Origin of the sequence: Clostridioides sp. ZZV14-6154 (assembly GCF_020657785.1) — a bacterium.
Classification (GTDB): Bacteria; Bacillota; Clostridia; order Peptostreptococcales; family Peptostreptococcaceae; genus Clostridioides.
This window is the reverse complement of sequence record NZ_JAGWCY010000001.1, coordinates 439,244-460,653: the sequence shown is the minus strand read 5'-3', so window position 1 is coordinate 460,653 and position 21,410 is coordinate 439,244. Positions and strand designations below refer to the sequence as shown.

General features: G+C 27.5%; 19 protein-coding genes and 1 other annotated feature. Of the genes, 18 read left to right on the top strand and 1 reads right to left on the bottom strand.

The window, feature by feature from the left end; all coding sequences use genetic code 11:
- The first annotated feature begins 62 nt into the window (after window positions 1-62).
- Window positions 63-845: a PhzF family phenazine biosynthesis protein gene (locus tag KGF45_RS02135; RefSeq protein ID WP_227841696.1), complete on the top strand. Its 783-nt coding sequence runs from the start codon at window positions 63-65 to the stop codon at window positions 843-845.
- Between the two features lie 209 nt (window positions 846-1,054).
- Window positions 1,055-1,474 carry a YjdF family protein gene (locus tag KGF45_RS02130; protein WP_227828492.1) on the top strand — a complete coding sequence of 140 codons (420 nt, stop codon included), beginning with the start codon at window positions 1,055-1,057 and terminating at the stop codon, window positions 1,472-1,474.
- 110 nt (window positions 1,475-1,584) lie between these two features.
- Here KGF45_RS02130 and KGF45_RS02125 read toward each other — a convergent pair whose 3' ends face one another.
- A complete protein-coding gene (locus tag KGF45_RS02125; RefSeq protein ID WP_227828493.1) occupies window positions 1,585-1,848 on the bottom strand; it encodes a DUF1294 domain-containing protein in 264 nt (87 codons plus the stop codon).
- A 239-nt stretch (window positions 1,849-2,087) separates the two neighbouring features.
- On the opposite strand from KGF45_RS02125, the gene KGF45_RS02120 reads away from it, so the two are divergent.
- From KGF45_RS02120 to larE, 16 genes are all read left to right on the top strand, one after another.
- On the top strand, window positions 2,088-2,789 hold the full coding sequence (locus KGF45_RS02120) for a B3/4 domain-containing protein (protein ID WP_227828494.1): 702 nt from the start codon (window positions 2,088-2,090) through the stop codon (window positions 2,787-2,789).
- A gap of 82 nt (window positions 2,790-2,871) precedes the next feature.
- On the top strand, window positions 2,872-3,480 hold the full coding sequence (locus KGF45_RS02115; RefSeq protein ID WP_227828495.1) for an NUDIX hydrolase: 609 nt from the start codon (window positions 2,872-2,874) through the stop codon (window positions 3,478-3,480).
- Window positions 3,481-3,946: 466 nt separating this feature from the next.
- Window positions 3,947-4,963 (top strand): type I glyceraldehyde-3-phosphate dehydrogenase, encoded by a 1,017-nt coding sequence (gene gap, locus KGF45_RS02110; RefSeq protein WP_227828496.1) that lies wholly within the window; start codon window positions 3,947-3,949, stop codon window positions 4,961-4,963.
- Between the two features lie 380 nt (window positions 4,964-5,343).
- On the top strand, window positions 5,344-6,513 hold the full coding sequence (locus KGF45_RS02105; protein WP_227828497.1) for a hypothetical protein: 1,170 nt from the start codon (window positions 5,344-5,346) through the stop codon (window positions 6,511-6,513).
- A 388-nt stretch (window positions 6,514-6,901) separates the two neighbouring features.
- Window positions 6,902-11,158, top strand: a complete 4,257-nt coding sequence (locus KGF45_RS02100; RefSeq protein WP_227841695.1) for a 2-hydroxyacyl-CoA dehydratase — start codon at window positions 6,902-6,904, stop codon at window positions 11,156-11,158.
- A 145-nt stretch (window positions 11,159-11,303) separates the two neighbouring features.
- Window positions 11,304-11,798, top strand: coding sequence for a methylated-DNA--[protein]-cysteine S-methyltransferase (locus KGF45_RS02095; protein WP_227841694.1), 495 nt, complete (start codon window positions 11,304-11,306; stop codon window positions 11,796-11,798).
- Between the two features lie 86 nt (window positions 11,799-11,884).
- Complete coding sequence (locus KGF45_RS02090; RefSeq protein ID WP_227828500.1) at window positions 11,885-12,262, top strand: C-GCAxxG-C-C family (seleno)protein; 378 nt, start codon at window positions 11,885-11,887, stop codon at window positions 12,260-12,262.
- Window positions 12,263-12,606: 344 nt separating this feature from the next.
- Window positions 12,607-13,047 (top strand): SufBD protein, encoded by a 441-nt coding sequence (locus KGF45_RS02085; protein ID WP_227841693.1) that lies wholly within the window; start codon window positions 12,607-12,609, stop codon window positions 13,045-13,047.
- 738 nt (window positions 13,048-13,785) lie between these two features.
- Complete coding sequence (locus KGF45_RS02080; RefSeq protein ID WP_227841692.1) at window positions 13,786-15,093, top strand: hypothetical protein; 1,308 nt, start codon at window positions 13,786-13,788, stop codon at window positions 15,091-15,093.
- Between the two features lie 85 nt (window positions 15,094-15,178).
- Window positions 15,179-15,438, top strand: a binding site (T-box leader).
- Window positions 15,439-15,563: 125 nt separating this feature from the next.
- Window positions 15,564-16,367: an amino acid ABC transporter substrate-binding protein gene (locus KGF45_RS02075; protein WP_227841691.1), complete on the top strand. Its 804-nt coding sequence runs from the start codon at window positions 15,564-15,566 to the stop codon at window positions 16,365-16,367.
- 37 nt (window positions 16,368-16,404) lie between these two features.
- Entirely contained in the window at window positions 16,405-17,016 is a 612-nt protein-coding gene (locus tag KGF45_RS02070; RefSeq protein WP_227435933.1) for an amino acid ABC transporter permease, read from the top strand.
- Between the two features lie 32 nt (window positions 17,017-17,048).
- A complete protein-coding gene (locus KGF45_RS02065; protein ID WP_227828505.1) occupies window positions 17,049-17,720 on the top strand; it encodes an amino acid ABC transporter ATP-binding protein in 672 nt (223 codons plus the stop codon).
- A gap of 137 nt (window positions 17,721-17,857) precedes the next feature.
- Entirely contained in the window at window positions 17,858-18,235 is a 378-nt protein-coding gene (locus KGF45_RS02060; protein ID WP_227841690.1) for a VOC family protein, read from the top strand.
- Between the two features lie 233 nt (window positions 18,236-18,468).
- The gene (locus KGF45_RS02055; protein ID WP_227841689.1) at window positions 18,469-18,831 is read left to right on the top strand and encodes an arsenate reductase family protein; all 363 of its coding nucleotides are present in this window, start codon (window positions 18,469-18,471) and stop codon (window positions 18,829-18,831) included.
- Between the two features lie 673 nt (window positions 18,832-19,504).
- Window positions 19,505-20,206 (top strand): DUF4253 domain-containing protein, encoded by a 702-nt coding sequence (locus KGF45_RS02050; RefSeq protein WP_227828508.1) that lies wholly within the window; start codon window positions 19,505-19,507, stop codon window positions 20,204-20,206.
- A 385-nt stretch (window positions 20,207-20,591) separates the two neighbouring features.
- A complete protein-coding gene (larE, locus tag KGF45_RS02045) occupies window positions 20,592-21,395 on the top strand; it encodes an ATP-dependent sacrificial sulfur transferase LarE (protein ID WP_227841688.1) in 804 nt (267 codons plus the stop codon).
- The last annotated feature ends 15 nt before the right edge of the window (window positions 21,396-21,410 follow it).

Here is a 21,410-nt window from a genome sequence, read left to right as displayed (position 1 = left end):
AAATATGAGATAATATAATATGAATGTATTCCTAACTTTAAATTAGAAAGAAGGTATGAATAATGAAATATTATGTAGTTGATGCATTTACAAATAGATTATTTAAAGGAAATCCTGCTGGTGTCTGCGTTCTTGAAAAGAGATTATCATTAGAATTAATGCAGAAAATAGCAACAGAGAATAATCTTCCAGAAACAGCTTTTGTAGTTGAAAATGATGGAAATTATGATTTACGATGGTTTACACCTAAAGCAGAAATTGATTTATGTGGTCATGCAACTTTAGCCGCAGCTTATGTTATATCCAATTTTATTGATATAGATATTCAGAAAATTTGTTTTTTTACTCAAAGCGGAAATCTTGAAGTTACACGAAATGGAAATCTATATGAAATGATATTTCCAAACAGAGAACCTGTTGAAATTGAATTATCATTACAACAACGTAGTTTACTAGGTTGTACACCAGTGGCTATCTACTCTTCAAGAGATTTAATATTGTTACTAAATAATGAACAAGAAGTTATAGACTATACACCTAATTATCAAGATTTAAGTAAATTAACAGATTGGTTAGGTGTTATAGTTACATCACAAGGGACTGATACAGATTTTGTCTCTCGATATTTTTGTCCAGAATTAGACTCAGAAGACCCTGTTACAGGTTCATCTCATTGTAGTCTCATACCATATTGGGCTGAAAAGTTGGGAAAAGATAAAATGATAGCATCGCAACTTTCTAATCGTGGTGGTATTATTCAGTGTGAATTATTAAGGGATAATGTTGTAAAAATTTCTGGAGAAGCAGCTTTATTTATGCATGGAGAAATAATGTATAATATTTAAAGAAAAATAGTTAAAGTTGTTAATAGCAATAATAAAGAAGATAAATTTATGTCAACATTGACAAATTAAAATAAAAAAGTTAGTATTTAATTGACGAAGATAAAAACACAGTCTGGTTGGTAGTCCAGACGCAGCAATTGCTGTCAGTAACCTGCCTCCTTGGTTGTCCATTCTTTAGAAATAAAGTAAATAAATAGGAGGAACTAGCAATGGATAATGTTAGTGGAAAATTAACAGTCTTATTTGAAGAACCGTTTTGGATAGGTGTATTCGAAAGACAAGATAGTAAAAAATATGAGGTATGTAGGGTAGTTTTTGGAGCAGAACCAAAGGATGTAGAAGTATATGAATTCATACTTGAAAAGTTCTTTTCATTAAATTTTGGAAGCATTAAATTGGAGAAAAATGTATCTAAAGATAACATTGGATACAAAAGGATGCAGAGAAAAGTAAAAAAAGAACAGGCTAAAGAAACTATAGGAACTAAAGCACAAAATGCTCTTAAGCTTCAATATGAAGAAAGAAAACAAGATAAAAAAATCCTATCTAAATCTAGAAAAGAAGAAGAAAAAGAAAGACTTTTTAATTTGAAACAAGAGAAAAGAAAAGCCAAACATAAAGGTCATTAATCTAATTGGTTGGATTTTTATGAATTGCTAGATAAAAGGTGTATAAAATTAAAAATTTTATACACCTTAAATTATTAATAAAGATAGAATTATTATATTAAAAAATCACTTTAAAGCATATAAAAATATAATAATAACAGTTGTAGTAATATTATAAATGGTATCCCAAGTGTAAATTTAATATGCTTAGTCTTATGTCTAAAAGAATACATTCCAATGATAGAACCTATGCTACCCCCAATTATTGCTATGGTAATAAGGGTAGCTTCTTTTATTCTCCATTTATTTTTTATTGCTTTTTTCTTATCAATATACATTGAAGAGAAACCAATAATATTAATAATTATAAAATATATAGAAATCAAATTTTTCACAATATTACCTCCGTAAGACGTATAATAAAAATATATTATACATTATAAATCAAGAATATTTTTTTTAAAAGCCTAATCTACAATTACTATATATAAAATATTTCATAAGAAGTAATATTATATTAATTGGAAAATTTTAAAAAATTAAACAATTGCTAAAATAGGGGGTATATTTATAAGACATAAAGTGATAAAATTTACTTAGAAAATAATGTAAAATAACAGGAGGACAAGGCAAAATGAAATTCATAGTAGAAAAAGAAGTATTTGATAAATTAGAAAATGTATGTTTTGGTGTAGTAGTTGCAAAAGGAATAGACAATACTAAAGAAATTGAAAGAATAAATAATCTTTTAGATATAAGTATAGACAGAGTAGAAGAGTACTTTAAAGATAAAAAGGTAAAAGAAGCAGAAGAAATTATACCATATAGAGAAGCATTTAGAAGCCTAGGAATGAATCCAAATAAATTTATGAGTTCGATAGAAGCAATGACAACAAGAGTTGCTAAAAATAAAAAACTTCCACATATAAATCCTATTGTAGACTTAGGAAATTCTATTTCATTAAAATATCTACTTCCAATGGGTGCACATGATATGGATTTTAGAGATGATGATGTATTTGTTAGATTTTCAAAAAAAGGGGATAAATTTATTCCATTTGGAGAAACTGAAGTTGAGTTGATGGAAGAAGGAGAATTAATTTATTCTGTTGGAGATATGGTAAAAACTAGAAGATGGATATGGAGACAAGGTGAAGAAGGAAAAATTACAAGTAGTTCAAAAAATATATTTTTCCCTATAGATGGTTTTACTGATGCAAATTTAGATAAAGTAATGAGTGCAAGGGAAGAATTAGCAAAATTATTAAAAGAAATATTTGATTGTGAAATTAAAGTAGGGTTCATAGATAAAGATAACTTAGAAATGGAAATATAAGAAACTGTATCCAATACTTATTTTAAATTATTATGTATATAATTACTTAAAGGTATTTAAATAAAGAGAGGTCGTAGTAAATTTGAAAAAAACTATAATAAAGAATATAAATCCATTGGTTGAAAGTAAGTTTATGGGACTTTTTGAAATTGAGTATAAAAATAAGCTAGATGAAGATAAGGTATGGATGGTAGCATCAAGAAAAAGCAGTGAGCAATTAAAAAGTATTTATCTTGAAAATAAGGCAGATAGTGCAGATGCAGTCGCAATAGTAGGTCTTCATAAAAGTAGCAAAAAATTAATTTTAATAAAACAATTTAGAGTACCTATTAATGGATATATATACGAATTGCCAGCAGGTCTTATTGATAAGGGTGAATCTATAGATATTTCTGTTGAAAGAGAACTTAGAGAGGAAACTGGGCTTACTCTTTTAGAAATTCAAAAAAATAAGAGTAATGAGAAAGTCTATCTATCTCCTGGTATGAGTGATGAATCGATTGCATTTGTTTACTGTATATGTGATGGTAATATAACTGATGAATTTTTAGAACCAGATGAAGATATTGAAGCTATTTTAGTTTCACAAGATGAAGCAAAAGAAATTTTACAGAGTAATCATAAGATAGATACAAAAGCATTTTTAATTTTACAAATGTTTGTAAGTTTAGGAACTAAATTATTTGAATAATTATACAGAAAAGAGATTGTATTATGTGAGTGAGTAAAGTATAAAAATTTATTTTATTCATATAATGATATAATCTCTTTTTTGTTTTATTTTTTTAAGCTGTAAAGTAATCAATACAAAAACATACAAGGATTATTTTTAGGTAATCCTTATATGTTTTGTGTTGAGAGATAATCTTTTAATACATATTGTATTTTCAAATATAAATATAGTTTAAAAATTCAAAAAAATGGTGGTGAAATATGTCCCAAGGGACATTGGGCAAAATACGTCCCTCTAGCCTCTTTATATTAAAAAGTATATACTAAATAAGGGTTAAAAGAGATAAAAATGATACACTAATTGTCTTTTGATAATAAAAAAACACAGAATTTAATTATTTAATCTAGAAAAAGTATTGAACAAATGAATTGTTTAGTGTACAATAATCATGTAAAAACATAGTAATGGAGGGAGACATTTCATAATGAAAATTAAGGTAGGAATGAACGGATTTGGAAGAATAGGAAGAGCTGTGTTGAGAATAGCTCAAGAAGAATTAGGAGATAATATAGAAATTGTAGCCATAAATGCAAGAGCAACAACAGAGTCTTTGGCACATTTATTTACATATGATTCATGTTACGGAACTTTTAGAGGTGAGGTAGAAGCAAAGGATGAAGATACACTAATAGTAAACTCTAAAGAAATAAAAATACTGAGATACAATGACCCAGAAGAATTACCATGGAAAGAATTGGGGGTTGATATAGTTATAGAATCAACAGGATTATTTACACAAAGAGAAAAGTCAGAAAAACACATTAAAGCAGGCGCAAAAAAAGTAATAATAACAGCTCCAGGAAAAAATGAAGATATAACTATAGTTGTTGGAGTTAATGAAGAACAATATGATAATGAAAAGCATAATATAATCTCAAATGCATCTTGTACTACAAATTGTCTAGCACCATTTGCTAAAGTATTGGATGAAAAATTTGGTATAGTAAAAGGTTTAATGACTACTGTACATTCATATACTAACGATCAAAGAATATTAGATAAGAGCCACAAAGACTTGAGAAGAGCGAGAGCAGCGGCTGAATCTATAATACCTACCACTACAGGAGCAGCAAAAGCTGTGTCAAGAGTATTACCACAATTAGAAGGAAAATTAAATGGTTTTTCACTTAGAGTGCCAACACCAACAGTTTCACTTGTTGATTTAGTATGTGAACTTAAAGAAAACGTTACAGCTGAGCAAGTGAATTCTGTATTAAAAGAAGCTGCTGAAGGAGAATTAAAGGGTGTTTTAGGATACTGTGACAAACCACTTGTTTCTATAGATTACAGAGGCGATTCAAGATCATCTATCATAGATGCTCTGTCCACAATGGTTATAGAGGACAATATGGTCAAAGTAGTTTCATGGTATGATAATGAATGGGGATATTCTTCAAGAACTGTTGACTTGGTAAAATATATAGCTGAAAAATTAAAATAGTACATAACTTGAAAAAAAGTTTTGAAAAAATTTTATAAAAATAAAAGAAAGATTATGAAAAATATTGAAGGAAAAATTTTTTCATAATCTTTTTTGGTTCATGTAAAAGATACAAGTTACAACTTGTTAGTGGATATTAGGTCGTTAGAGTGGGATATGTCTATTTAGTAAGAAATTGTATTATTTTATATATGAAAGATAATATGTCGAAAACTTGCAGAAATCTGAAAAATTTTTATTATTGGAATACTGGTTTTCATTTTAAATATGATAAAAAAATGACAAATAAAGTTGCAAAGAGTAATATTTATAAGTATAATTAAAAAAGAGAAAAGGTTTTGTTAAGCTTTACAACAAAAGAAAAGAAGGGATGATTCAAAATGGAGAAGTTAACAGACAGGAGACAGGTTAAGGCAGTAAGCATGGAGACATTCGTTTTCATAATATTACTAATAGTTGGATTTGGCTATGTTGGTAGCATTATGGGAGCAGGAATGATGTTTAAAGTAATAATGAGTACAGCACATGCTTTACTATTAGAGACAGTTTTCTTAATTATGGCTATGGCAGTTCTTGCAGGCGCATTAAGCGCACTACTTTCAGAGTTTGGAGTAATAGCATTAATTAATAAAATTTTCGCTATATTTATGAAGCCTTTATATGGATTACCTGGTGCTAGTATAGCAGGAGCTATAACAACTTATTTATCAGATAATCCAGCTATTATACCTTTTGCTAAAGATAAAACATTCACACAGTATTTTAAACAATATCAAGTTCCAGCACTATGTAATTTAGGAACAGCTTTTGGTATGGGACTTATCTTAACAACATTTATGATATCTCAAGGTACAGAATATGTATTGCCAGCATTGATTGGTAACTTAGGTGCAGTAATAGGTAGTGTTGTAAGTGTTAGAATAATGTTGACATTTACTAAGAAGTTTTATAACTATAATCCAGAAGAAGATAAAGCAGCAGGAACATTAGAGAAAAAAGCTGAATTTAGAGAAATAAGAGAAGGAAATGTATTCCAAAGAGGCTTAGATGCTATTCTTGAAGGTGGTAAGATGGGCGTAGACATGGGAATGGCTATAATCCCTGGTGTCCTAGTAGTGTGTACATTAGTTATGCTACTAACTTTTGGACCATCTACAGACCCTGTTACAGGTCAAGAGGTTTATACAGGAGCTGCATATGAAGGAATAAAATTACTTCCAGTTCTTGGAGATAAGCTTGGATTTATATTAGAGCCATTATTTGGATTTACATCACCAGAGGCAATAGCATTTCCTATAACTTCATTAGGAGCTGTTGGAGCAGCAATGTCTTTAGTTCCAGAATTTATAAAATCAGGAGCTATAACTCCTAATGATATAGCAGTATTTACAGCAATGGGTATGTGTTGGAGTGGATATTTAAGTACACATATTGGTATGATGGATGCATTAAACGCTAGACAATTAGCTGGGAAAGCAATTCTTTCTCATACAATAGGTGGTTTATGTGCAGGAGCAGCAGCTCACTTTATATTTATGCTCGTATCATAAATATGATGAATAGAAATAATTAAAATAAAAAATAATATACAAAAAAATGGTTGTCTATATGCAATAAGAAATTGTGTACTGACAACTATTTTTTTTGAATGAAGATATTTTATAATATATGAACATTAAATTGGTATTAGAGTTAAGTTATATTTATGTAAAAAGTAACAAAAATCTGTAGAAATTTATGACAAAATTTAGTACACTAACTATATGTTCTTATTTAAAATTTAAAGGTATGATTAGAAATTACCTAGTAGAGTAAGATTGATTAATAAAAGAATCATAAAACAAAAATATTAATCATAAAAATTATAAAATAACTTACTTAAAATAAAACCATAGAACTTACAAAAATTAAAAAAGCATATAAGTATGGAGGGGTACAATGGATGAATTATTTCATATAGGAATTGATGTAGGTTCTACAACAGTAAAGGTTGTGGTACTTAATAATAACAATATAGTTCATAAAGAGTATAAAAGACATTATTCTGATGTGAAGAAATCAGTTAAAGAAGTACTAAATGGAATATACGAAAAATTGGGAGATATAAATGCAACCATTATAATAACTGGTTCAGGAGGAATTGGAATCTCAAAAAAACTTGGGGTGAAATTTGTCCAAGAAGTTATATCTAGTACAAAATCAATAGAATATTTCCATCCGGAAACTGATGTTGTTATAGAACTTGGAGGAGAAGATGCAAAAATAACCTATTTAAGTGGAGGAATAGATCAAAGAATGAACGGTATATGTGCAGGTGGTACTGGAGCATTCATAGACCAAATGGCTTCGCTTTTAAAGACAGATGCTAGTGGTTTAAATGAATTAGCTAAAGGCTACAATGTTATTTACCCAATAGCCTCAAGATGTGGTGTTTTTGCTAAAACAGATATTCAACCTCTTATAAATGATGGAGCTAAGCAGACTGATATAGCAATGAGTATTTTTAATGCAGTTGTCGTACAAACAGTAAGTGTTCTTTCTTGTGGAAGAAAAATAGAAGGCAATGTTGCATTTTTAGGTGGGCCATTGTATTTTTTATCTGAACTTAGAGAAGCTTTTAAAAGAGTACTAGATTTAAAAGATGAAAATGTAATTTTCCCAGAAGATGCACAGCTTTATATTGCTATTGGAGCAGGATTATTATCAGTAGATGAAGATAGTATAAAACTTAAATCTCTAATAGAAAAACTAGACAATATAAAAAACATTGAAGATGGAGAGGTAAATTTATTAGAACCTTTATTTAAAGATAGAAATGAGTATGAAGAATTTTTAAAAAGACATGAAAAAGAAAAAATAGATTATGTAGATATAAATTCAATTAATAAAAATTGTTATCTAGGAATTGATGCAGGTTCTACTACTACTAAGGCCGCGCTTATTGATGAAGATGGGAATCTAGTATATTCTTATTATAATAGTAATGAAGGAAATCCACTAAAAACAACAATCAAGGTCATAAATGAAATATATGATATATTACCAAAAGACGTTAAAATCTTGAGTTCAACTGTAACTGGATATGGAGAGGGGCTTATTAAAAAAGCATTAAAAATAGATAATGGGGAAATAGAGACTATAGCACATTATAAAGCTGCTAAATTTTTTAATAAAGATGTAGACTTTATACTTGATATTGGTGGTCAAGATATGAAGTGCTTAAAAATAAAAGATGGTGTAATTGATAATATAATATTAAATGAGGCTTGTTCATCAGGTTGTGGTTCATTTTTAGAGACCTTTGCAAGTTCTTTATCTATGACAATAGAGGAATTTGCACATGAAGGTGTCTATTCTCAAAGTCCTGTAGATTTAGGTTCAAGATGTACTGTGTTTATGAATTCGAGAGTAAAACAATCTCAAAAAGAAGGAGCAAGTGTTGGAGATATATCAGCAGGCTTATCTTATTCTGTAATAAAGAATGCTTTATTTAAAGTAATAAAAATCAGAGATTTAAATGAGATTGGAAATAATATTGTTGTACAAGGTGGAACATTTTACAATGATTTAGTACTTAGAAGTTTTGAAAGGTTAATTGGCAAAAATGTAATTAGACCTAATATTTCTGGAATTATGGGTGCTTTTGGTTCAGCTCTTATAGCCAGAGAGAAGTATGAAAGTGGATATCAAACATCTTTATTATCTAAAGAAGAATTGAATAGTATAAAATTAGAATCAAGTGTAATTAGATGTAAAGGATGCTCAAATCATTGTCTTCTTACAATAAACAAATTTTCTGATAATGAAATTTTTATTTCAGGAAATAGATGTGAGAAGGGAGAAGCCATTTATGGCGATAAAAAGATAGGTTTAGAAAAGAAAAACCCCATAAATCTATTTAAGTATAAATATGACAGGATTTTTAAATACAAACCATTAGAAAAAGATAAGGCAAAAAAAGGAGAGATAGGAATACCAAGAGTATTAAATATGTATGAAGATTATCCATTTTGGTTTACATTTTTCAATGATATGGGATTTAGAGTTGTACTTTCAGATAGGTCATCAAAACAATTATATGAAACTGGTATAACTAGCATTGCTTCTGAAACAGTGTGTTATCCTGGGAAATTAGTTCATGGGCATATAGAAAATTTAATTTCAAAAGGAATAAAAAATATATTTTATCCAAGTGTGACCAATGAAAATAAAGAGGATTTAAGTGCAGATAATTATTATAATTGTCCTGTTGTAATATCCTATTCTGAAGTAATAAAAAATAATGTGGAAAATATAAGAAACAAAAATATAAATTACATAAATCCATTTATAAGTTTAAATGATAAGGCAAAGTTGAAAAAGAGACTTCATGAGGAATTGTCAAGACGTTTTACTGGTATAAATATAACTAAGGAAGAAATTAATCATGCAGTTGATAAAGCTACTGATGAACAAAATTCATTTAAAATGGAGATGCAAGCAGCAGGCGAAAGAGCACTTAAGGAGATAAAAGAGAGAAACTTAAAGGGAATTGTATTATGTGGTAGACCATATCATATAGATCCAGAAATAAATCATGGAATGCCAGAGCTTATAAATTCTTTAGACATGGCAGTGCTTACTGAAGATTCTATATGTCACTTAGCAAATATGCAAAGACCACTTAGAGTTGTAGACCAATGGGTCTATCATTCAAGATTATACAAAGCAGCTAGTTTTGTAAGAGATAAAAATTATTTAGAATTGGTTCAACTTAATTCATTTGGGTGTGGCTTAGATGCAGTAACTACAGACCAAGTTCAAGAAATACTTAATGAAAAATCTAAAATATATACTATTATAAAAATTGATGAAGGTAATAATTTAGGAGCTGCAAAGATAAGAATGAGGTCTTTAAAAGCAGCTATGTTTGAAAGAGAAAGTAAAAATATAGATGTAAAAAATATGAAAGTAGATAGAATACAGTATGCAAAGAATAATCAAATAACGAACAAACATACTATATTAGCACCACAAATGTCACCTATACATTTTCAATTTCTTGAAGAAGCTGTAAATTTGAGTGGATATAAGATAGAAATTTTAAAAGATACAGATAGTAGTGTTATTGAGGAAGGTTTGAGATATGTAAATAATGATGCTTGTTATCCAGCTATAATAGTAGTAGGTCAATTAATAACAGCATTAAAGTCTGGAAAATATGATTTAAATAATACATCTGTTGCAATAACTCAAACTGGTGGCGGTTGTAGAGCTACAAATTATATTGGATTTTTAAGAAAAGCTATGTATGATGCAGGATTTAAAGATGTCCCAGTTATTGCACTTAGTGTAAATGGAATAGAAGATAGTGGAATAATGGATAATGTATCTCTAAAATTAATCAATAGACTTTTTATGGCTGTTGTATATGGAGATTTATTGATGAAAGTACTCTATAGAGTGAGACCATATGAGAAAGTTATTGGAAGTACAAATGCTCTATATGAAAAATGGGTTGATATATGTAAAAAATCTCTTGTCAAAGCTAAAATTTCTGTATTTACTAAAAATATAAAAGAGATAGTAAATGAGTTTGACAACCTAGAGATATTAGATATTAAAAAACCTAAAGTAGGTTTAGTTGGAGAAATATTAGTGAAATTTCATCCAATTGCAAACAATAATCTAGTGAATATATTAGAGCGAGAAGGAGCCGAAGCAGTTGTACCAGACCTTACAAATTTCTTTTTAAGTTGTGCGTTTAATACTATTTATAAGCACACTCATTTAGAAGGAAGTAGAAAAAGTAGAATGATAGGGGAAGCCTTTATATACATAACAAGTATATACCAAAGGGTATATAAAAAAGCACTTGATAAAAGTAAAAGATTTTATGCTCCAGGAAATATAAAAACAGTTGCGAAAAATACAGAACCAGTAGTATCATTAGGAAATCAAACTGGAGAAGGATGGCTTTTAACAGGTGAGATGGTTGAATTATTAAATGAAGGTGTGGAAAATATCATTTGTATGCAACCTTTTGGATGTTTACCTAATCATATAATTGGTAAAGGTTCCATAAAAGAATTAAAAAGGTTATATAAGAATGCAAATATAATTCCTATTGATTATGACCCTTCTGCAAGTGAGGTGAATCAGCTTAACAGGATAAAACTTATGCTTTCTAAAGCTTTTAAAAATATAGAAGATTAAGGTTTCACATGTTGAAAATTTATAGCTTTCTAAATAAGCTACTATTATATTAATAATTATAAAAAGAGTTACTCTATATTTTTTAGGGTAACTCTTTATTACTTGAAAAATTATATGTATACTAATATAAAAGGGGGGAAGTTATATGAATTTAGTATATGATGTTTATGAGTCTAAAATAGGAAATTTGTACATATTGAGTGAAGATGGTTTTGTAGTTAGCTTAGATATAGGAGATGAAAAATTTAATAATTTAAAAGAAGAATATATTAAAAAAGGAATAGATATAAAAAGAAGTAAAGAAGATTTAAAAGAAGCAATAAATCAGATAGACGATTATTTTAATGGAAAAAGAAAAAAATTTGATTTAAAAATACGTGTTGATGGTACTGAATTCCAAAAATCTGTCTATGAAGAAATGTTAAAAATACCTTATGGAAAAACATTATCATACTCAGAAATAGCACAAAATATAAATAATCCAAAGTCTGTTAGAGCAATTGGACAAGCAAGTAAAAGCAATAAAATCCCAATAATAATACCTTGTCACAGAGTTGTTGGTAAAAACAATGTTGGTGGATATATGGGAAATCATTCTGACTTAAAAAAAATATTATTAGATTTAGAAAAAAATAGTTAAATTGGTTAAAAGTGATTTTTTTGTTAATATTTGATATAATTATGTTAGAAGAAATTTTTAATTTACGATGATAAGGGGGAGTTTTAATGTGCAATAAAGTTATAGCATCAAAATATCATGAAAAGGGGTTCAATTGTGCAGAGTCAGTTATAAAAGCATATAATGAAGAGTTTAATACAGATATACCAGTTTGTTTAGGTAGTGGATTAGGTTCAGGCTGTGGAGTTGCTAGTTTATGTGGTGCAGTAAACGCCTCAAATATAATAATTGGATATGTAAGAGGTAGAAACCATGAAGGTGAAAGCACTAAAGCTAAAGCATATGCTAAAGATTTGACAACAACAGTAAGAAATGAGTACGGTTCAGAGTTATGTATAGACTTAAAAAAAGATTTAGTTGCATGTAGAGAGATAATGGATTTTGCATATGATAGTTTAAAAGAAACTTTAAAAAAGGAACTATAATAAATATAAGCTATAGAATATAAGCTATTTGATATAATATATTTAATAAGTCTATTATATTATAACTTATTAGTTGCAAATAAAACGCAATGAACTTTAAAAGAATATTAGATTTTATATTATAAAGACGCTCAGAAAGGAGCGTCTTTTTGCTAGTATAATTTAGAAAAAAGTTATATTATTTATTAACAGAATTTAAATGACAGTTGAGTATTAGCATTCATTGATGTAAATCAGCTTAATTAACAGATAATATTTATATAGGTATCTCAATTATTTCTATTTATTTTTTGTTATGTTATACTCAGCTTAAATAAATATTTGTTACAAAGGAGATGAAAGTATTGGAAAATATTGATTTGCTTATTAATGACTTATGTTCAAAAAATCACACTGAAGCATATAAAACTTTTTTATTTCTAGAAAATGAAAGCAAAAAATCAAACATTACATACTGTTTCTTTGATTATTTTCTAGAGATGATTAATAATGAAAGTTCATATATTCGTACAAGAGGACTGTCATTAATAGTTGCAAATGCTAAGTGGGATACTGATAATAAAATTGAAATGAATATAGATAGTATACTAAGTCACATAGTGGATAAAAAGCCTTCTGTGGCGAGAAATTTTATTCAGTCATTACCTAATATTACAAAATATAAGAAACAATTTATTCATCGTATAAGAAGGGAATTAAGTAATGCAGATATAAGTATTTATAATGATAATATGAAACCATTAGTAGAAAAGGATATAAGTAATACTTTATCTAATCTTGAGTAAAGATATATTATCTAAATTTTACCAGTTGATATCATCATTAGGGATTAATTTTTTTGACAGTAGCAAGAAATGTGAAAACAGCTAAGACAGAATTATGTACAATCATACTAGAAGGAGGCATTATGAAAACTAATTTAGAAACAATACAGGATGTAGTTGATAAGGATGGTAAAAGTTTGATTGAATATTGGGTTCCAATTTTATGCGTATTATAATATGCTTGAATATATAGACTAAATAAAAGTAGTAAAAATTGTTGTAATGAGTAAAAGCTTTATATGTTAAAAGAGAATATACATAATTTAATAGTAGTTTTGAAATAACAAATTAAAGCTACCATTTTTATTTTGAAAAATCATTCAATGAAATAGATTCAGTTTGTTAAATGTATTATTTATAAAATTATAGATAATATATTGTTAAAGAAAATATTTGATAAATTAAATGTTTTCTTTGACAATGTATATATATGAATGATAATATCTAAATGAATAAAAGCTTTGGTAGTAAAATGATTTCTTACAATCCACTTTAGGTATTATTAATAAATAAAAAATTTAAAAATACATAATGTGTCTAACAAACGATGATACTAGAATGATACTGTTTTTATAAGAAATTATAAAATACATAATTAATAAAAATAATATATTGAATTATATAATAGATTGGGTTTTACTAAATAAAAAAGAACTGAAATCCCCATGTTATTATACAAAAGCAAAGGTGGGAACAAAAATGAAAGCAATTGATGATGCTATAACATCACCATATTTAAGCTATGATATCAATGAAGATATTAGTATCTATGAAGGTAGATTTTGCATATATTTAGATAAGAAATATAGATGTAATGGAAAAATTTATTATAAAATGACACCTCCAATATCCATAAATTTTAAAGCAGATATAGGTTGCATTGAAGATATAGAAAATGAAGATGATAACTTAGTTTTGGATTATGATAATGCTATTCTTGAGGTCTATGGTTATAAGATTATTTCTATAACAATAAATACTCTAAGTGATTTTGGCATAGAAGGATATATCAATGATGATTGTATAAAATCTAAAAACTCTTATGTTGAACATGTAGATTTTAATATAATAAACTTAGATAAAATACCTGGAAAACTTATAAAATACAATGATAAAGTATATGCAGGTAGGATTGAATTTGATATAAATGATTATGTTGTTACTATAGATAAACGGTATGATTATAGAAAAGAATTAAAGTCAGATTTGAAGTCTAAATCTGGAGCAATAATAACTCATATAGGTAGGATTAGAAGAAAAGATGGTAGAATTTTTAGAACTAATAATACAATAAATCTTTTAGATAGAATAGCAACAGCCTTGAGTTTTATGTGTGGCAGATATGTTGGATTTTGTTTGGCAAAAGGATATAGAAATGGTAATGAAGTTTATAGAATTTGGAATGAGAATCAAATAACACCTTTTAGATATGTACCAACATGGTCAGATACGTTGTCAAATTATCATAATATGGAAAAATATATAAGTCTCATGTGTAAAAAATTAGAAGATTTTTATTATGGTTCTGCGATAAAGAGTGTTGTTGATTGGTATATAGAGTCTCTTGGAAGTGTGACTATGGAAAATAATATAATATCTGTACAGATTGCACTTGAGACTTTGTCATATGTAATGCTAGTAGAGCAGAATAAGGTGCTTACAGATGAAACTTTTGACCATAATTTGGCATCTAAAAATATCAGACTTCTACTTGATATATGTAAGATACCATATGGTAAATATGAGTTAGATATATTTGATAATATGATAAAAAAGAAGTTTGATGATGGAATAGATTTAATTATTTATTTAAGAAATAGTATAGTTCATCCAAGTAGAAAAGCCCATAGAGCTACATTAGAAGTTGAAGACATTTGGAATATAATTTCAATTGGAACAAGATATATTGAGCTTGTTTTGCTTTTTATTTTGGGATATAAAGGAGAGTATTCTAATAGATTGGTAGAACGATGTTATGGTGAGGTGGAAGTTGTGCCTTGGAATTAGATTTTTATATTTATTTTAAAATATATATTGACAGATATTGCCTTATGATATAAAATCAATATCATAATAAGAATTCAAAACAACATTAAATGCTACGAAAAGAAATAGTAAAAGTAAGTAATCTTAAACAGAGAGTTTCCGATTGGTGAGAGGAGCAATAGATTTTACTTTGAACACATCTTTGAGCAGGACTCTGAAAGAGTAAAAATACTTTACTAGGAGCTTTCCGGTATCCTTGCACCCGTTATAGTGCTAGAGTATAATTTTATTGTACTTAAAGAGGTTAGTGTCGTGAGGCATTAATGAACAGAGGTGGAACCACGAGATTTAACTCCCGTCCTCTAGCAATAGCTAGAGACGGGAGTTTTTTAATATAATTTTTTAAGCGCGCAGAAAATTATATTGCAACAGATACATTTTTTCTAAAATAATCAAAATATTTAAAAATTTAAAAGATGAGGGAGAATATTATGAAAAATATATTAAAAAAATTAGGATTATTTACAATTATGTTAGGTTTAGTAAGTGGAATGGCAGGTTGTTCAAAATCAGATAATGAAAAGGATAAAGATGCTTCAAATACATCAAAAAAAGAGGTAATTGTAGGATTTGATAATACATTTGTACCAATGGGATTTTTAGATGAAAAAGGAGAAACAGTGGGATTTGATGTTGATTTAGCAAAAGAGACATTTAAGAGACTTGGAATGGAAGTTAAATTTCAACCAATAGATTGGTCAATGAAAGAAACAGAGTTAAACGATTCAAAAACTGTAGATGTATTATGGAATGGATATTCTATAACAGATGAGAGAAAGAAAATAGTATCATATACAGAACCTTATTTACAAAATAAACAAATAATAGTTACTTTAAGTGATTCAAAAGTAAATACAAAAGCTGATTTAAAAGATAAAGAAGTTGGAACTCAACAAGGTTCAACAGCTCTTGATGCAGTAGAAAAAGATAAAGATTTTATGAATAGCTTAAAGGGTGGAGCGCCAGTTCTTTATGATACTTACGATAAAGCACTTAGAGACTTAGAAATAGGTAGAACTAGTGCAGTTGTTGGTGATGAAGTTTTAATTAGATACTATATGGGACAAAAAGGTGAAGATAAATATAAAGTATTAAAAGAAGATTTTGGATTAGAAGATTATGTTGTAGCAACATCTAAAGAAAATCCAGAACTTTGTAAGAAAATAAATGAAACATTACAAGAAATGAAAAAAGATGGAGCTTTTGACAAAATTTATGATAAGTGGTTTAAATAAAAGATAAGTTAGCTGTTAAGAAGGGGGCACTAAAGGCATGTTACAAGGTTTAGAAATAGTTATAGCAATGTTTTGTATAACATTGATAGTATCAATTCCATTGGGGATTGGAGTTGCATTTTTAAGATTATCAAAAAATAAATTAATAAGTGGTATTACACAATGTTATATATTAATAATGAGAGGAACACCTTTACTTTTACAAATGATAGTAATATTCTATGGTTTACCTCTTATAGGAATTGTGTTTGACAGATTTACAGCTGGAATAGTAGCTTTCTTCTTAAATTATGCAGCATACTTTGCAGAAATATTTAGAGGTGGAATACAATCAATAGATAGAGGTCAATATGAAGCTTCAAAAGTACTAGGGTTTGATAAATTTACGATGTACAAGAGAATCATATTTCCACAAGTTTTTAAAAGAATACTAGCACCTATTTCAAATGAAGTAATTACATTGGTAAAAGATACATCTTTAGTATATATATTAGGATTAAATGATATTTTAAGAATATCTCAAATAGCAATGAATAGAGAAGCAAGTTTGTTACCACTATTTGAGGCAGGAGCAATATATCTTATATTTGTAGCTATACTCACTAAGGGATTTGAATTACTTGAAAAAAAATATTCTTATTACAGATAAAGCTACAATAATTATAGGAGGAGGTTTTTCATATGTTGAAAATCAGTAATTTAAATAAATCATTTAAAAAAAATAAAGTACTTAAAGATATTTCTTTTGAACTAGAAGAAGGTCAGATTGGTGTCTTACTTGGCAAATCTGGTGCAGGAAAGACTACAATATTAAGATGTATAAATGGTCTTGAAGAATTTGATAGTGGAGAAATTATAATAGATAATGAAATAATAAAAAATAAGAAAGACATGGCAAAAATACGTGGTAAAATAGGTATGGTTTTTCAAAACTTCAATCTATTTCCTCATATGACAGTACTTGAAAATATAATTGAATCTCCAGTTAATGTTTTTAAGGTTCCTAGAGAGGAAGCTGAAAATAGAGCTAAAGAACTTTTGAGACTAGTTGATTTGGAAGATAAATTGAATTCCTATCCATTTGAGTTGTCAGGAGGACAGCAACAAAGAGTTGCAATAGCTAGGTCTTGTGCATTAATGCCAAAAGTTCTCTGTTTTGATGAGCCTACTTCTGCACTTGATATTGATACTATTCAAAAAGTAGTAAATATAATGAATAGGCTTAAAGATAAGGGAATGACTATACTGATAATTACACATGATGTTGTATTTTCAAATAGTGTTGCAGATAAGATTATAAGTATAAAAGATGGTATAGTTGAGGATATTCAAATAAAAGAAAAAATTGTTTAAATTTTTATAAATGAAATTTGTATTAAAATTTTATAAAAAAATAAGGATTGTTTGTCTGATTTTTACAATGAAAAATATAAATTTTAATGTATAATTATATAAAATTTATATTTTGTATCAAGGAGGAGATATTGACCATGCTAACTCCATATTTAACATTTAATGGGACTTGTGAAAAAGCATTTAACTTTTATGCTGAGGCTTTCGGAGGTGGAAAAACTCTGTTTGCACGATTAGATAACAACCCAAGCAATCCTGTTATGCACGCAAGTGTTACTTTCACAAAATATGAAGGTTGTATAATGGGGGCCGATACAAACCAGCCTGTTGTAATTTCTGGAATGGCGATTTGTGTTGTGCTACCGTCTCAAGAAGTAATAGAAGAAATATCTGTAAAACTTGCCGAGGGCGGTACGCTTGTGCAAGGATTTTTACCACACCCACCACCAGATCAAAGTGATGGTGGTGCTGAAGTGCTTGATAGGTATGGGTATACTTGGTATTTGAGTACATAGTTAAAACAAAAAACCTACAACTAATAAGCATAATATAGAGTAGCTAAATTTCAATTTAACAACGTAGTAAAAAAGTCGTGACTTTAAATTGTCATGGCTTTTAATTGTATAAAAATTCAAGAATTTTATTGAAAGCTTAGAGTAATTATGATACAAATTGATTAAAATATACAAATTATGGGTATAAGCATATAAATATTAAGATAAAAAACTAGAAAGGAAGTTTTACTACAATGATTAAATTATATGGATATACAAAATGTTCTACAGTTAAAAAAGCAAAAAATTGGCTTAAAGAAAATAATTTAAAATTTGAGGATATAGACATGGTTCAAAATCCACCAACTAAGGATGAATTAGAGTCAATTTATAATATTAGTGGGTATGATATAAAAAATTTTTTTAATACAAGTGGAATGAAATATAGAGAATTAGGTCTTAAAGATGTAGTAAAGACTGAGCAAGATGATAAACTTCTAGAAATATTAGTAAGCGATGGTATGCTTATTAAAAGACCACTACTATTTGATGGTAAAAATGTACTGTTAGGGTTTAAAGAAGATGTATGGAAAGATATTTTATTAAAGGAAGAATAGAAATCAATGGGTGTATTAGTTAAAATTTTTAATTGATACACCTATAAATTTAAGTATTTTTAGTATTTAGCATTGAGATTAAAACCACATCAATAGAATTATTAACTATTAGATAGAAGAATCTTGTACTTTCTGAGTTTAATATATTAAATAAATACATATCTTTTTAAATAAAAGTACTATTAAATCTAAATCTTGATTTTAATCTGTTAATTCTTGCAAACTGGCATGTGATTTTTTAGAATTTATACTATACATAAAGTCTAATAAAATATAATATTATTTATTATTTTGTGGATATTTGTTACTATTAAAAAAATATCCACATTAAATTTGTCTCAAATAAATTTAATGTGAATAAACATGACCTTTCTTATACAAATTATATCATTTATTTTATTTAAAATAACATAATATTACAACGAATTATTACAAAATTACTTATTATTAACCATGAACATTTGTTTTGTGATATTATATTTATATGAGGATATTGTCATAAAAAACATTATATTTATACAAAAAATTAAATGAAAAATTTATTTGATATGAATGTTTTTTACAAATTATACCTCTACTTATAGTTTTACAAATAATAATAGTATTTAAAAATTTGACAACAAAAAAAGAAAACTTTCAAAAGAATTAAATCTAAAAAGAATAGGAGATAAATATGGGTATTGAAGATTTATATGGTTTTGAATGTGTTCCTGTGAACAATGATATTGATATTGACAATTTATTAGAGACGATGATAGAAGATGGAAAAGAAAAAGGGTATACACCAATTATAATTATCGATGAAAAGGTAGGATTGCTAAAAGAAAACATCGATATTATTAATAAAGAGTATGGATCTCTTGAGAACTACAAAGAGTATTGTCTGAAAAAATATAATGAAATTGATGTAAATGAATTTTTCAAGTATAGGAAGAGTGAAATTTCAGAGATGATAAAAGAACTCATAGATTCAGAAGATACTTTTTGTGACTATAAAAGTTTTAACCCAATTACAAATATAGATATATTTCAAGAAAATAACAAAGTTTACATAGCTAAAGTCCCAACAACTAAACCTTACGAAGTGTTTGCATATATACCAATTGGTGGATTTAACGATTGTCCTAGTGATGAAGAGCATATAGCAGTTGCAAAATATTGGTACGAAAACTATGGAGCATACCCGATAGCAATTGGATGTGACACAGTTCAATATTTTTCAAAAAATATAACTAGCGATAATAAAATGTTTAATAACTTATGCATAGAATTAATCTTGTACTGTGAAGATATTATTGTACAAGGATATGAGACATTAAGAGCTCTAAAAGAGGTAATACAAGGTTCTACTATATGGCTTTTTTGGTGGGATTGATATAGAACTGTGTAAACTATAAGTATTAAGTTTAAGTTTTTAGAACATTTCTAATGATAGTATCTTTTTGTAATTTACAATTATATTACTAAGAAGAGTAATTATATGATAATAAAATCGTGAACTTAGCCATGAAGATAGGCTACTTACACTTCATGGCTTTTAAGTATATTGCTGTATTACACTGTTTTGTTTTTATATAGTGTAGTACAGTAATATGCTTAAATTATAAAGATATAAATAAAAGTACTTTAATATTATAATTAATATACTTAAAAGACATTCTAATTTTTTAAATATATACTTTATATGTTATAATCATTAAGTATGTAAAAAATAAGAATAGTTTTAGAGTTCATATTTTCTTGATATGGAGGTAGATTTAATGAAGGAAAGAGAAAAGCTAGAAAAATTAAGAGAAAATTTGATTGGGTTAGAAAGTGTGGCAGTTGCTTATTCAGGTGGAGTTGACAGTAATTTCTTACTTAAAGTAGCAAGAGATACATTAGGAGATAATGTTATAGCTGTAACTGTTCATGCAATGATGCACTCAAATAGAGAAATAGAAGAAGCAAAACAATATACTAAGGATTTTGGAGTTAAACATATTATATTAAAAATAGAAGATTTTGATTTAAAGGAATTCAAAGAAAATGGTGCTGAAAGATGTTATCATTGTAAAAAATATATATTTACTAAAATAAAAGAGGTCGCAAAGGAACATAATATAAAGTACATAGTAGATGGAACCAATGTAGATGATTTAGGAGACTATAGACCAGGTCTTAAAGCACTAAATGAATTAGAAGTAATTAGTCCATTAAAAGAAAGTGGATTAAAGAAAGATGAAATTAGGTTACTTTCAAGAGATATGAAGTTAGAAACTTTTAATAAACCATCATTTGCATGTCTGGCAAGCAGAATTCCTTATGGTGTTGAAATTACAGATGAAAAGCTTAGGATAATAGAAAAAAGTGAAGAATATTTATCCGACTTGGGATTTTCTCAATTTAGAGTAAGAATGCATGGAAATATAGCTAGAATAGAAGTTAACCAGGAAGAATTAGGTAAATTTTTTGAAAATAACAATTTTAGTAAAGTTGACACTAAATTAAAAGAATTTGGCTTTAAATATGTTACACTAGATATGTCAGGATATCAAATGGGAAGTATGAATTTAAATATGTAAATATGTAAATAGGTT